Source organism: Flavobacterium sp. HSC-32F16 (genome assembly GCF_024171645.1).
GTDB lineage: Bacteria > Bacteroidota > Bacteroidia > Flavobacteriales > Flavobacteriaceae > Flavobacterium.
The window spans coordinates 323570-336386 of sequence record NZ_JALKAC010000004.1; the positions used below are offsets into that span (position 1 = coordinate 323570).

Below are 12817 nucleotides of genomic sequence, written 5' to 3' on the forward strand. Positions count from 1 at the left end.
CTTTTCCAAGTTTAACTATCAGTTTTTTAATATGTTATGTTTTTATTGAGTTCAAGGCAGGTTTTAACTGAATAAAAAAGAGGTAAGAGATATTATTTCCTGAAAAAAATCTAAACCTATTTGAGTTGTTATAAATAATCGTATTTTAGCATGAAACAAATTTTGAATTATATGAAAAAACTGGTTTTATTTTGTGGAGTTTTTATTTTATTAATGTCTTTTACTTCTGTTAATTACAGCAATAAAAAGGCATTTTATGGTGGATTTACATCAATGACAATAGATACTTTGTTTAAAGATAGAATTAGTATAAGAGCAATCGTAGTAGATAAAAATAAAGTTTGGTATGGCGGCGATAATTCTCGTTTTGGATTTTATGATTTAGATAAAAAAGAAAAATTTGAAGAACACATTTATCGTGATACGCTTAAGCTGGAATTTAGAAGCATAGCGCAGACTTCTAAAGATATATTTTTGCTGAGTGTTGCTAATCCGGCTTTGTTGTATTCGGTTTCCAAAAAAGATCACAAAGTTAAATTGGTTTATAAAGAAATTAATCCAAAGGTTTTTTACGACAGTATGCAGTTTTGGAATGATAAAGAAGGAATTGCTATTGGTGACCCAACAGAAGATACTTTTTCTGTAATTGTAACGCGGGACGGAGGAGAAACCTGGACGAAATTACTATCGGATAAATTGCCGACAAACGCCACAGGTGAAGCGGCTTTTGCAGCAAGTAACACCAATATTGTTATAAAAGGAAATGATACATGGCTGGTTTCGGGCGGAAAAAAAGCGCGTGTTTTTTATTCTCCTGATAAAGCAAAAACATGGAAGGTTGTTGAAACTCCAATTGTTCAGGGGAAAACAATGACGGGTATTTTTACTGCTGATTTTTACGATTCTAAACAAGGATTTATTGCAGGCGGAGATTATGAAAATCCAGATAAAAAAATGGATAATAAAGCTTTTACTAAAGACGGCGGAAAAACCTGGGAATTAATAGGACAGGAAATGGGTTTTGGATATGCGTCATGTGTGCAGTATGTTCCGGGAGGAAATGGAAGAGAAATTATTTGTGTAGGTTCTGAAGGAATACAATATTCTCAAAATGGAGGCGAAAACTGGACACAGCTTTCAACTGATTCAAAATTCTTTACAATTCGTTTCGTAAATAGAAATACTGCAATTGCAGCCGGATATAATAAAGTTGTACGTCTTAACTTTAAATAAAAAAAACAAGAACCCTAAATAATAAAGTAAGTATTATTATATAGGGTTCTTATCGCTGTTGTAAGGAATGACAATTAGTTTTTGCCTGCTTTATCTCGATATTGTTTTAACAATTTTCGGTTAAAATCATCTTCTGATTTTTTAAGCTTTAATATTTTTTTTGCTGAAAGTACTTTTTTAAGGTTTGATGAATATTTTTCTCTTAAAAGATACAATTCTTTATCTGTGCTTTCAATTTGTGAGAGCAATACTGATGCTTCTTTTTCTGAGAGCGAGCTCAAATTATCATCATCTAATTTACGCAGATAGGTTTTCATTTTATCGTGGCGCAATTCAAATTGTTTGTCATCGTATGCATTGTAAATTGGCCAGAATTTTTCAGCTTCTGTAGAAGTAAGCTCAAGTTCTGTTGTCAAAAATGAAACTTTAAATGCTTTAACTTTTTCTCGCTTTTCATCGATTTTATCACCTTGTGCATAAAATGATAAAGTCGCTAAAAACAGAAGTACCGTTAATATATTTTTGATTTTCATATCTATATAATTTTGTTTTTATTCAGAAATTAAATTTTCAATATTTGGATTTGTTGCTAGAATATCTTCTAAGGTTTCTTCTTCCAGGGCAATATTTTTATTTAGTTTATCTATGTCTTTCGTATCTAATTCTTTAATTAAATCATATTGATTTAAATTTGACTGATAAGCCAGATAAGTTTCTAAAGTAGCTTCATCCAGTTCTTTTGATGCTTTGTAATAATAATTGGCAGCAGGGATCATAAAGGCAATAAAAATTGCCGCGGCCGCTGCGATCGAAATCACTTTTTTTCGTTTATAAAGAGGAATTACTTTTGTTTCTCTTTCATTTATCTGTTCTAAAACTTTTGCCGAAAAAGTATCAAAATAATGCTCCGGGGTTTTAAATCCATTTGTTATTTTCGGTTCGTTTTCTAATTTAAATTCTTTCATAATGTCTATAAGATAATATTTGCTATAAAAGGTTTAATTTGATGTAACATATAATTCAATTTTTTTTACCGCATGATGGTAGGATGCTTTTAATGCACCAACTGATGTTCCTAGAATTTCTGCAATTTCTTCGTATTTTAATTCTTCAAAATACTTCATCTTAAAAACCAGCTGCTGTTTTTCGGGCAGAGTAACAATTGCTTTTTGAAGTTTGATTTGGATTTCATCACCATCAAAATATACATCAGACTTTAAATTGTCGATGGTTTTATTTTGTAAATCTTCAGAAGTTATGCCTTTTAATTTTGCTTTCTGATTTAAGAAAGTTAATGCTTCATTTGTTGCAATTCGATACATCCAGGAAAAAAGTTTACTTTCTCCTTTAAAGTTTTTTAAATACTGGAATACCTTAACGAAAGTATTCTGCAAAACATCATCTGTATCATCATGATTCAAAACAATGTTTCGAATATGAGAATACAACGGTTTTTGATAATCGGATATAAGTTTTTGAAACGCTGTGTTCTGCGTTTTAGGATTTAATAATTGTTGTATAAATTCCTTCTCGTCGATCAAACTTCTTGATTTATCAAACTTTATAATCAGTTAGAATGAAATTTATGCAAAAGGTTTAATCAACCTTCAAAAAAAATTAAAATTCAGACTGTTCTTCTTCTGGTTTTGCAGCAGGAGTCGTTGCGGCAGGTGTCGCAGGTTTTGGTGTTACAGGCTTTTGTGCTGCTGGTTTTGCCGGAGCAGTTTCTGTTTCTGATGAATAATCCGGAGCAGCCACTGCAGCAGGAACTACTTTTGGTTTAATTGGGAAATAAATATCTGTAACTAATTTAGAAGGACTTTTTACGTCTAGTTTGCTTACTTCTAAAACTTCAAGATGTGACCAGCTCAATTCAGGCATTATTTTTTCATTGTTAATGTAAGCCGTTGTTTTTGCAATTGCTTCAGCAGTATGGTTGTAATCGCCTTTTAAAGTTGTTTTTACAGCATCAAAAGCATTTAGTTTTCCAGATAAAATATCACTTCCTGAACTAATAGATATTTCTTTGTTTATTGGTAAACAAATAGAAATTTTTGCCAGTCCTTTTGCAGTATCATAAGTATGGTAAATGATAAAAGGTTTTCCGCTTGTGCTTAAGCCGTTAGTTTCGCTAAAATGGATAAGTTTCGGAATTACAATTCTGGCATTTTTATTAATCTTCGGAATTTCACTTGTAAAAGTCTGTTTGATATAAGGGGTTTCAGTTTTCTTTACCACTCCGTTTACCTGCACGGCATACGTTTTGGTTTCGTAATCCAGATTTTTATCAATGTTGGCAAGGCTTTTTTCGTAAATAGTTCCAATAACTTTGTCAGAACCGCCGTTTAATGCTGCATACACTTTAAACAAAAAGCTCATTGTTCCTTTCGCTTTCCATGTAACTTTTGTTTTTCCGCCCAAAGTATCTTTAAAAGTCCAGGTAACATCAGCATCTGTACCGTCATATTTCATTTTTTGTTCAATGCTTTCTCCTTCTTTTGTTTTTAAAGTGACAGCATTTCCGGCTCCTTCTTCGCCAGTCCAATAAAAAGACCCTCCGTTGCCGGTAGTTTTATTTGGGAAAGTAAATTTTAATGTTGGATCTTCTACTGCCCAAGATTCAAAATCTTCGTAATTTCTAAAATCATTTACATAATTATACACAGTCACTTTTGGTGAATTGATTACTTTGCTTCTTTCAACAGAAAAAATCCCTTTTTGGGTAGCAACAAAAACGGTAAGAGCAACTAAACTTAATAATAGTAAAAGAAATAAATATTTTAGAATCTTCATTGTGCAGGTTTTTCGTAAAGTTATAAATTTTATTGTGAGACTAAACTAATAACTAAAAATAAAATAATAGATTGTTATCTTTTTAAAAAGATTTTGATGACGAACAAAAGCGCAATAAAGAGCAGAAATACGAGTAATACTTTGTAGTTTCCTTTGTAAAAAACTTTGTGCAGTTTAAGATCTCTGCGGTAAGCGAAAATCATAACGATTACAAATGCAATAAAAAAACACAGTCCGAATATTAATTGTCCTTGACTAAACATACTTAAAAATTATTTTTGACAAATTTAGATAATTGTATACGATTTGTTGCTAATTTGCCATCTCATTTAATAGAATAAAAACATGAAAAAACAACTTGATGCAGTTACTGAATTTCATACTGCTTTTAAAATAGGCCACAGCCAGACTCCAATTGCTGATTTGGGAGAAACTAAAAAACTCCTTCGTTATAATTTAATGAAAGAAGAAAATGAAGAATATCTGGAAGCGGTTCAGAATAATGATTTAGTTGAAATTGCTGACGCTCTTGGTGATATGATGTATATTTTATGCGGAACAATTATTGAACACGGTCTGCAGGATAAAATAGAAGCTGTTTTTGATGAAATCCAGCGCAGTAATATGAGTAAACTTGGAGAAGATGGAAAACCAATTTATCGTGAAGACGGAAAAGTAATGAAAGGTCCAAACTATTTTAAACCTGATTTTTCGAAGTTGTTATAAAAAATAAATCCCTAATAAGTTTTTGAAAAATATATTAGGGATTTTTCATTTGAAAGTTTTTTATTCCGCAGATGGAATATCTTCTAAACGATAATAAATTTTTAATCCTCTTTCCTTGGCAATACGAACATCGTTATCTGCTCCTTTTGATTCACCTTCAAGCCGAAGAACCGCGTCGCATTTTTCAAGAAGTCGATGAGCTGTCGGATATTGTATTTCATCCCAAATACTGTCTCCAATAAATTTAGATCCTGCTAAATGGAGCAATGGCAAAGCCAGCCATTCGCCTATTACAGGTAAATGTCCCATTCTGAATAATGGAAGAGCTGCGGCTTCTAGTTTTTCTAAATTTTGCTGAATCAATTTAGGGTCGTCATTTGTTCCGCCTCTATAAGGCCCTGCAATGAGTATAAGCATATTGTTTTATTTTTTACAAAGCACGTAAAGTAGTTACAGCAAAAAAATAATGTAGTTTAATAAAAACGCTTATTATTTCTTATTTGCTCTTATCATACTTAAAAACTCAGGTGTAATCCCTAAATAAGAGGCGATTTGCTTTTGTTTGATTTGTTTTGAGACTTCGGGATATTTTTCTAAAAAAATATAATAACGTTGTTCTGCCGAAAGTGAAAGGTTTTGAATAACTCTTACTTGTTCCCGTATGTATGCATTTTGCATTATGATTCTAAAAAAGCGTTCAAACTTGGGGATTTTGATATAGAGATTATCTAAATCTTCTTTTTTTAACTGCAATATCAAGCTTTCCTCTATGGTTTCAATATTTAACATTGCAGGCTGCTGGTTTATAAAACACGCCATGTCTGTTATCCACCAATCAGCAGCGGCAAACATAATGGTTGATTCTTTTCCTTCAGAGTCTCTGTAAAATGATCTTAGAGTTCCGGATAAAACAAAATTGATTGATCGGCAGATTTCTCCTTCTTTTAAAATAATGCTTTTTTTTGGGTATTTCTTTTCGGTTAGAATAGAAAGGAAATACGAAATTTCGTTTTCGTCCAGCGAAATGTGTTTGGATACATTTTTTAAAATCAGATTTTGAGGCATTTTATTTTGTAAGATTTTCAAACAAATGTATGTAAAAAAGAAGCCCGACGTATCAAAACGCCGGGCTTAATATCTATAAAAATAGTTTGCTTATTGAACTTTTACAGTCCATCCGTAAGTATCTTCAGAAAGTTTGTTTTGAAGACTTGTTAATTTTTCTTTTAAGAATGAAGCATATGAATTCTCAATTGGAGCTAATTCAAAATATTCATCTTTATATGAGAAACCTTTAATTACACTGATAACTGCGGCAGTTCCAGCTCCAAAAATTTCTTTTAAAGATCCGTTTTTAGCAGCTTCAACTAATTCAGTAACGATAACAGGACGAACTTCAACATTCAATCCTTCTTTTTCTGCCATTGCAATTAAACTTTTTCGGGTAATACCATCTAAAATTCTTTCGCTTGTTGGTGCTGTTAATAAAGTATCGTTGATTCTGAAGAAAACGTTCATTGTTCCCGCTTCTTCCAGTTTTGTGTGTGTAGCATCGTCAGTCCAAATAACTTGCTGGAAACCATCTTTGTTTGCTAAGTTAGTTGGGTAAAACTGCGCAGCATAGTTTCCTGCCGCTTTTGCAGCGCCAATTCCGCCATTTGCAGCTCTACTGTAATGTTCAGCAATAATAACTTTTACTTCACCACCATAATATGATTTTGCAGGAGAAAGTAAAATCATGAATTTATATTCGTCAGATGGATTTGCGATAACGCCAGGTCCTGTAGCAATCATAAAAGGACGGATATACATACTCGATCCGTTTCCTCTCTGGATCCATTCCTGATCGATTTTTAATAATTCATTTAAACCCTCCAGGAAAATATCTTCCGGAACTTCCGGCATTGCCATACGAACAGCAGAATTATTGAAACGTTTGTAGTTTTCATCAGGTCTAAACAACCAAACATCATTATTTTCATCTTTATAAGCTTTCATTCCTTCAAAAATAGCTTGACCGTAATGAAAGACTTTAGAAGACGGATCCATTAAAATAGGAGCATAAGGCTTAATGACCGGAGTCTGCCATTGTCCGTTTTTGTAATCACATTCAAATAAATGGTCTGTAAATACAGCACCAAAGCTTAAGTTTTCAAAGTCTACAGAGCTTATCTTAGACGATTCAGCTTTTCTGATTTCAATTTTGCTTGTTTGAGTTGTACTCATAATTATGTAAAGTTTTTATCTAATTTGTATTCTTTCAAATGAAAATCTAAGGTAATGATCTGATGAAGAATAGGTTTTGTTGAATGCAAAATTACGGAAAAATATATAATTTACTTGGTAAAACTGCATTAATTCCTGTGTTTGACTGAGATTTATTTATCTTATAATAAACCTAAAATTTTTGCGAAGTTTTATAAAGAATTTATGAAAAAACTGTCGTTTTTTAAGGCTTTACGCATTTGTTTTGATTAAATTTGACTGATAAAATGGGCTCAAAATCAGTAAAACTCCATTGTAAAATTCGAAAATTGTGAAAAGAGAAATAATTAAAACGCTAGATGGTTCAACTACAATTCATTTAGAAGAATGGAACGAAAGTTATCATTCTAAACACGGTGCAATTCAGGAAGCGAAACATGTATTTATAAAAAATGGTTTGTCTTTATTTGATAATAATCCTGTTTCTATTCTTGAAATTGGTTTTGGAACTGGCTTAAATGCTTTTATTACTTTTTTAGAATCAGAACATAAGCAACAACCAATAGATTATGTTGGAGTAGAGGCATATCCTGTCAATGCAGATGAAGTTTTGGCAATGAATTATGTTGCGGAACTTGAAGCATTGGAATTTGATAATATTTTCCAAAAAATGCATAAAACAGAATGGGATAAGAAAATAGAAATTAGCAGCAAATTCTCGTTAACCAAAAGGAAACAATTTTTTGATGAAATAGACGATTTAGAAATTTTTGATTTGATTTACTTTGATGCCTTCGGATATCGCGTACAGCCGGAGCTTTGGAGTACTGAAATTTTTCAGAAAATGTATAATAGTTTAAAACCAAATGGAGTCCTTGTTACTTATGCAGCTCGCGGAGTTGTTAAAAGAAGCATGATTTCTGTAGGATTTACTGTCGAAAAATTAGCCGGCCCTCCGGGAAAGCGAGAAATGTTTAGGGCCTTTAAAAAGGTTTAAGTTCTTTATTTATAACGGTTCTATATTGATTTATCCGTTTTAAGAAAACGGTTTCGTTGATAAATGTTTTAAAAAAATAAGTTAAATTAAATACTAATGAATGATATTTGTTTACATTTGTTGCGAGTTTAAAAATATAGATAACCCCCAAAAATCTTATTTTATTATGTCTAAAATGATGTTTGATTACACGAAATCAATACTTGAAAGAGTAAGTTTCGATCCGATACTTTTCTGCAAAGAATTAGAAAAAGCTATCAAAACCCTGTTGCCATACGAAATGGAACAATTGCAAGAATGGTTATTGAATTTTATTATTGAAAAACCAGAATTAAAACAAAGTCTGCTACTAATTAAAGTATAAAAGAAAAGGAGCCCAATTGGCTCCTTTTTTTATGTTTACTTTTTTTGCAGCGGACTAATGATTTGAACATTCTGAAAAACAATGGCGCCCTTTACAACACCGGCAATTGTAGATCGTAATGCATCAATAATTTGCATTTTTAACTCGCTCTTTGGGTAAATCAAACTTACCTCTCGAGCAGGTTTTGGTTCCTTAAAGTTTCGTAGTTTCAGTTTATCAGATTCTTTTAAGTCTAAGGTGTGCAAGTACGGAAGTAATGTTGTGCCCAAACCTTCATCGGCTAATTTTATTAAAGTTTCAAAACTGCCGCTTTGAATCTGAAAATTATTTTGGTCAATGTCAGTGCCGTTTTTGCATAAATTTAAAATTCCGTCTCTAAAACAATGTCCGTCTTGTAAAAGAAGGATTTCATTGATATTCAAATCAGCAACTTCAATTTCTTCTTTTTGAAAACTATGATGATGTTCTGGAATATAAGCTACGAAAGGCTCAAAATACAAGACGATTTCTTTTATCTTTTCATCTTCCAGCGGTGTTGCAGCGATTGCGGCATCAAGATGACCATTTTTTAGTTTTATGATAATTTCATCAGTATTGAGTTCCTCAATAAGTAATTTAACTTTTGGATATTTTTTGATGAAATTATTTAAGAACATTGGCAAAAGCGTTGGCATAATGGTTGGAATAATTCCTAAACGAAATTCCCCTCCAATAAAACCTTTTTGCTGTTCTACAATATCTTTAATTCTGTCAGCTTCATTTACAATATTTTTAGCCTGATTTACAATCTTCTGTCCAATATCTGTAAGCTGGATTGGTTTCTTGCTTCTGTCGAAAATTAAAATATTAAGTTCTTCTTCAATTTTTTGAATCTGCATACTTAATGTGGGCTGTGTTACGAAACACTTTTCGGCAGCAAGTGTAAAGTTTTTATGTTCTGCAACAGCTAATACATATTGTAATTGAGTTATTGTCATTTTGATAGTAATTTTTGATGCAAAAATAAGTAAATATAATTTTTTTTTATAATTTTTTTAATCAAGTTGCTTTAAATTTGTAGTAACTTAGTTATTAAAATACAAGATTATGAAAACAAATATTTTAGGATTACCTGTAAAAGAGTCACAATTGTTAGTAGAAGAATTAAATGTACTATTGTCTAATTTTCAAGTTTACTACCAGAATTTAAGAGGAATTCATTGGAATATTCGTGGAAAACGTTTCTTTGATCTTCATGTAAAATTCGAAGAACTTTATACAGATTCACAATTAAAAATAGATATGATTGCTGAGAGAGTTTTAACAATTGGAGGCACTCCGTTACATACTTTTGAAGATTACATCAAAAACAACAAATTAACAGTTGGAAAAAATATCTCAAACGATGAAAAAGCGGTTCACTTAATTGTAACTTCATTATCAGATTTATTGAAAATTGAAAGAGAAATTTTGAAAAAATCGGATGAAATTAACGATGAAGGTACAAATTCGATGATGAGTGACTTTATTGCAGAGCAGGAAAAAACCATTTGGATGATGAATGCCTGGTTAGACGAAACTTTGTAATAAGTTGTTTGTTAATATATTAAAAAGCAGAATGATCGCGTTTGATCATTCTGCTTTTCTTTTTTTGTTAAAATTGTATAAAATTTTTGCCTTACGGCTTTGATTTTATTTGTTTAACGCTATTTTTGTTTCGATGAAAATACTAGCCCGCATATTATTATTCATATTTGTTGCCTTCTTATCGACCCCGACAATTGTTCAGGCGATAAAGAAAGGGAATAGTACGTGCGTATCTTTTAGTATTGCCGAAGAAGAGGTTCATAAAGAACTTAAAAATATCGTGCATCCTGTTGTATTAGAACATGAAATGCTAATACCGGTTTACATTGAAAAGAAAACGATAGTTTCTGAAAACATCGTAAAATTAGATAATATTTCTCCGAGCATATTTGCTCCCCCTCCCAATTTAGTATAATACTTCCGATTATTTGAAGAATAACTGCATTTATATAAAAGTGCAGCAAGTTTCTAATGTATTCATTTTTAGTATTGTATTATGACAAAAAAAATCAATCTTTTTGCCAACCTTAAATCTGACTTTGCTTCAGGTTTAGTGGTTTTCTTGGTGGCTCTTCCATTGTGTTTAGGTATTGCAATGGCTTCTGGAGCGCCGTTATTTTCTGGAATTATTGCGGGTGTTATTGGTGGTATTGTGGTTGGGTATTTAAGCCAGTCGCATATCAGCGTTTCAGGTCCTGCCGCTGGATTAACAGCTATTATATTAACCGCTATTACTGATTTTGGCGCTTTTGATGTGTTTTTACTGTCTGTATTTATTGCAGGAATAATTCAATTAGCATTAGGATTTTTAAAAGCCGGAAGTATATCTAATTATTTTCCAACTAACGTAATCGAAGGAATGCTGGCGGGTATTGGAATTATTATTATTCTAAAACAAATACCACATGCTTTTGGTTACGATGCTGATTTTGAAGGTGATCAGGCTTTTATTCAAAACGACGGAAGCAATTCATTTTCATTTCTTTTTGATGTCTTAAATCACATTCATTTGGGTGCTGTTTTAATTTCGGTGATTTCACTTGTCATTTTGATTTCATGGGATAAAGTTCAGTTTTTGAAGAGATTAAAATTAGTTCCGGGTGCACTGGTTGCGGTTATCTTAGGAGTAGTATTAAACGAATTTTTTATATCTACAGGAAGCTCATTGGCAATTGCAAAAGAGCATTTGGTTTCGTTGCCAGTTCCAAAATCTTTTGACGAATTTAAGTCTATTCTAATTACACCTAATTTTGCTGCTATAACAAATCCTCAGGTTTGGGTTGTAGCAGTTACAATTGCCATTGTAGCTTCTATAGAAACACTTTTGTGTATTGAAGCTTCGGACAGAATGGACGTTCAAAAACGTTACACAAATACTAACGTTGAGCTTAGAGCACAGGGAGTTGGTAATATTGTAAGTTCACTTTTGGGCGGATTACCAATGACATCAGTTGTAGTTAGATCATCTGCAAACAATAATGCAGGTGCAAAATCTAAAATGTCAGCCATTATTCATGGTGTACTTTTATTAATAAGTGTTTTATCGATTCCGGCAATTTTAAACAAAATTCCATTGGCAACTTTGGCTACTGTTTTAATTTTGGTTGGATATAAATTAGCAAAACCAGCAACCTTTATGCATTTCTGGGAAAAGGGAAAATACCAGTTTGTCCCTTTTATTGCAACTTTGGTCTTTGTCGTTGCGACAGATTTGCTTAAAGGAGTTGCTTTAGGAATTATCATTAGTATCATTTTTGTTTTAAGAGGAAACTTAAAAAGAGCTTACAACTTTAAAAAAGAAGAATACGAAGACGGTGATATTATTCATATCGACTTAGCGCAGGAAGTTTCGTTCTTGAATAAAGCAGCGATAAAACAAACTTTAAGTGAGATTCCTGAAAATTCAAAAGTAGTAATCAATGCACACGATACAGAGTATATTGCACACGATGTACTGGATTTAATTCGTGAGTTTAAAGAAACACGTGCTATTGACGAAAATATTAAAGTAAAGCTTACCGGATTTAAGGAAGCTTATGAATTAGAAAATACCCCTATAAACAACAATCATGTTACAATTGAACATTATTATGATGTTGCAAAAAGAGCTTTGGTGAAAAAAGAAGGAGTTAAAGAAGATTTTTAAACAAATTATATAAATAAAGATATTTATCAGGCTTGAGAACTATCAAAATTTAAATAACTTTACACTAAAAGTCTTTTTGATATGCTTAGGCATTGATAATTCCAAAAAACTAAAAAAAAGATGAGAAAGTTTTATGAACAAATACTAGAGAACAATAAAAAATGGGTCGAAGATTCTTTAGCAAAAGATCCTAATTATTTTGCTGATTTAGCAAAAGGACAATCGCCGCCTTTGTTATGGATTGGATGTTCTGACAGTCGTGTTCCTGCTAACGAAATTATTGGTGCTAAACCGGGAGAAGTATTTGTACACAGAAATATTGCAAACATGGTCGTTCACTCAGATATGAATATGTTAAGTGTACTGGATTATGCAGTAAATGTTTTAAAAGTAAAACACGTTATCGTGTGCGGACATTATGGATGCGGTGGTGTAAAAGCGGCTATGGGACAGCAGTCTGTTGGGATTATTGACAACTGGCTTCGTCATATTAAAGATGAATACCGTTTACATGATAAATATTTAAATTCAATTACTGATGAAACAGAGCGTTTTAATGCCTTTGTAGAAATCAATGCAAAAGAACAGGTTTATAACTTAGCCAAAACTTCGATTGTACAAGGAGCTTGGAAAAGCGGTCAGGATTTAATGCTTCACGGATGGGTTTACGGATTAAATTCTGGTTTTGTAACCGATTTAAATGTTACCATTGGTTCAAACGAAGAACTGGATTCAGTATATCAGCTTGATCTTTAATATATAAAAAAAGAAATCGCCTCAAAAGGGC

General features: G+C 32.0%; 15 protein-coding genes. 7 read left to right on the forward strand and 8 right to left on the reverse strand.

Annotation, left to right across the window (positions count from 1 at the left end; genetic code table 11):
• The first annotated feature begins 171 nt into the window (after nt 1–171).
• Nucleotides 172–1233, forward strand: a complete 1062-nt coding sequence (locus L1276_RS14740; RefSeq protein ID WP_253789039.1) for an oxidoreductase — start codon at nt 172–174, stop codon at nt 1231–1233.
• 74 nt (nt 1234–1307) lie between these two features.
• Here the strand turns inward: L1276_RS14740 and L1276_RS14745 are convergent, their stop codons facing one another.
• The 4 genes from L1276_RS14745 to L1276_RS14760 form a co-directional block, all read right to left on the reverse strand.
• Nucleotides 1308–1766: a sensor of ECF-type sigma factor gene (locus tag L1276_RS14745; protein ID WP_253789041.1), complete on the reverse strand. Its 459-nt coding sequence runs from the start codon at nt 1764–1766 to the stop codon at nt 1308–1310.
• Nucleotides 1767–1784: 18 nt separating this feature from the next.
• Nucleotides 1785–2198: a hypothetical protein gene (locus L1276_RS14750; RefSeq protein WP_253789043.1), complete on the reverse strand. Its 414-nt coding sequence runs from the start codon at nt 2196–2198 to the stop codon at nt 1785–1787.
• A 33-nt stretch (nt 2199–2231) separates the two neighbouring features.
• Nucleotides 2232–2774, reverse strand: coding sequence for an RNA polymerase sigma factor (locus tag L1276_RS14755; protein ID WP_253789046.1), 543 nt, complete (start codon nt 2772–2774; stop codon nt 2232–2234).
• A 76-nt stretch (nt 2775–2850) separates the two neighbouring features.
• Entirely contained in the window at nt 2851–4026 is a 1176-nt protein-coding gene (locus L1276_RS14760) for an SRPBCC family protein (protein WP_253789047.1), read from the reverse strand.
• Nucleotides 4027–4371: 345 nt separating this feature from the next.
• Between L1276_RS14760 and L1276_RS14770 the strand changes: the two genes are divergently transcribed.
• The gene (locus tag L1276_RS14770) at nt 4372–4752 is read left to right on the forward strand and encodes a nucleoside triphosphate pyrophosphohydrolase family protein (protein ID WP_053471798.1); all 381 of its coding nucleotides are present in this window, start codon (nt 4372–4374) and stop codon (nt 4750–4752) included.
• A gap of 60 nt (nt 4753–4812) precedes the next feature.
• Here L1276_RS14770 and L1276_RS14775 read toward each other — a convergent pair whose 3' ends face one another.
• From L1276_RS14775 to L1276_RS14785, 3 genes are all read right to left on the reverse strand, one after another.
• The gene (locus L1276_RS14775) at nt 4813–5169 is read right to left on the reverse strand and encodes a DUF4406 domain-containing protein (RefSeq protein WP_253789051.1); all 357 of its coding nucleotides are present in this window, start codon (nt 5167–5169) and stop codon (nt 4813–4815) included.
• A gap of 72 nt (nt 5170–5241) precedes the next feature.
• On the reverse strand, nt 5242–5838 hold the full coding sequence (locus L1276_RS14780) for a Crp/Fnr family transcriptional regulator (protein ID WP_253789053.1): 597 nt from the start codon (nt 5836–5838) through the stop codon (nt 5242–5244).
• 69 nt (nt 5839–5907) lie between these two features.
• Nucleotides 5908–6978, reverse strand: coding sequence for a branched-chain amino acid aminotransferase (locus L1276_RS14785; protein ID WP_253789055.1), 1071 nt, complete (start codon nt 6976–6978; stop codon nt 5908–5910).
• A gap of 310 nt (nt 6979–7288) precedes the next feature.
• Between L1276_RS14785 and mnmD the strand changes: the two genes are divergently transcribed.
• Together mnmD and L1276_RS14795 are read left to right on the forward strand one after the other, a co-directional pair.
• Nucleotides 7289–7954 (forward strand): tRNA (5-methylaminomethyl-2-thiouridine)(34)-methyltransferase MnmD, encoded by a 666-nt coding sequence (gene mnmD, locus L1276_RS14790; protein WP_253789057.1) that lies wholly within the window; start codon nt 7289–7291, stop codon nt 7952–7954.
• Nucleotides 7955–8120: 166 nt separating this feature from the next.
• On the forward strand, nt 8121–8318 hold the full coding sequence (locus L1276_RS14795) for a hypothetical protein (protein ID WP_017496117.1): 198 nt from the start codon (nt 8121–8123) through the stop codon (nt 8316–8318).
• A 35-nt stretch (nt 8319–8353) separates the two neighbouring features.
• On the opposite strand, the gene L1276_RS14800 is transcribed toward L1276_RS14795, so the two are convergent.
• Nucleotides 8354–9295, reverse strand: a complete 942-nt coding sequence (locus tag L1276_RS14800; protein ID WP_253789059.1) for a LysR substrate-binding domain-containing protein — start codon at nt 9293–9295, stop codon at nt 8354–8356.
• 109 nt (nt 9296–9404) lie between these two features.
• Between L1276_RS14800 and L1276_RS14805 the strand changes: the two genes are divergently transcribed.
• The 3 genes from L1276_RS14805 to can all read left to right on the forward strand — a co-directional run bounded on the left by L1276_RS14805 (nt 9405) and on the right by can (nt 12786).
• On the forward strand, nt 9405–9884 hold the full coding sequence (locus L1276_RS14805) for a Dps family protein (RefSeq protein WP_253789061.1): 480 nt from the start codon (nt 9405–9407) through the stop codon (nt 9882–9884).
• 496 nt (nt 9885–10380) lie between these two features.
• A complete protein-coding gene (locus L1276_RS14810) occupies nt 10381–12030 on the forward strand; it encodes a SulP family inorganic anion transporter (RefSeq protein WP_253789063.1) in 1650 nt (549 codons plus the stop codon).
• A gap of 120 nt (nt 12031–12150) precedes the next feature.
• On the forward strand, nt 12151–12786 hold the full coding sequence (can, locus tag L1276_RS14815) for a carbonate dehydratase (RefSeq protein ID WP_253789066.1): 636 nt from the start codon (nt 12151–12153) through the stop codon (nt 12784–12786).
• Nucleotides 12787–12817 lie beyond the last annotated feature (31 nt).

Coding starts and splice junctions, on each gene's coding strand:
- L1276_RS14770 (WP_053471798.1), top strand. CDS start 4,372: ATGAAAAAACAACTTGATGCAGTTACTGAATTTCATACTGCTTTTAAA.
- L1276_RS14800 (WP_253789059.1), bottom strand. CDS start 9,295: ATGACAATAACTCAATTACAATATGTATTAGCTGTTGCAGAACATAAA.
- L1276_RS14805 (WP_253789061.1), top strand. CDS start 9,405: ATGAAAACAAATATTTTAGGATTACCTGTAAAAGAGTCACAATTGTTA.
- L1276_RS14795 (WP_017496117.1), top strand. CDS start 8,121: ATGTCTAAAATGATGTTTGATTACACGAAATCAATACTTGAAAGAGTA.
- L1276_RS14750 (WP_253789043.1), bottom strand. CDS start 2,198: ATGAAAGAATTTAAATTAGAAAACGAACCGAAAATAACAAATGGATTT.
- L1276_RS14785 (WP_253789055.1), bottom strand. CDS start 6,978: ATGAGTACAACTCAAACAAGCAAAATTGAAATCAGAAAAGCTGAATCG.
- L1276_RS14810 (WP_253789063.1), top strand. CDS start 10,381: ATGACAAAAAAAATCAATCTTTTTGCCAACCTTAAATCTGACTTTGCT.
- L1276_RS14740 (WP_253789039.1), top strand. CDS start 172: ATGAAAAAACTGGTTTTATTTTGTGGAGTTTTTATTTTATTAATGTCT.
- can (WP_253789066.1), top strand. CDS start 12,151: ATGAGAAAGTTTTATGAACAAATACTAGAGAACAATAAAAAATGGGTC.
- L1276_RS14745 (WP_253789041.1), bottom strand. CDS start 1,766: ATGAAAATCAAAAATATATTAACGGTACTTCTGTTTTTAGCGACTTTA.
- L1276_RS14775 (WP_253789051.1), bottom strand. CDS start 5,169: ATGCTTATACTCATTGCAGGGCCTTATAGAGGCGGAACAAATGACGAC.
- L1276_RS14760 (WP_253789047.1), bottom strand. CDS start 4,026: ATGAAGATTCTAAAATATTTATTTCTTTTACTATTATTAAGTTTAGTT.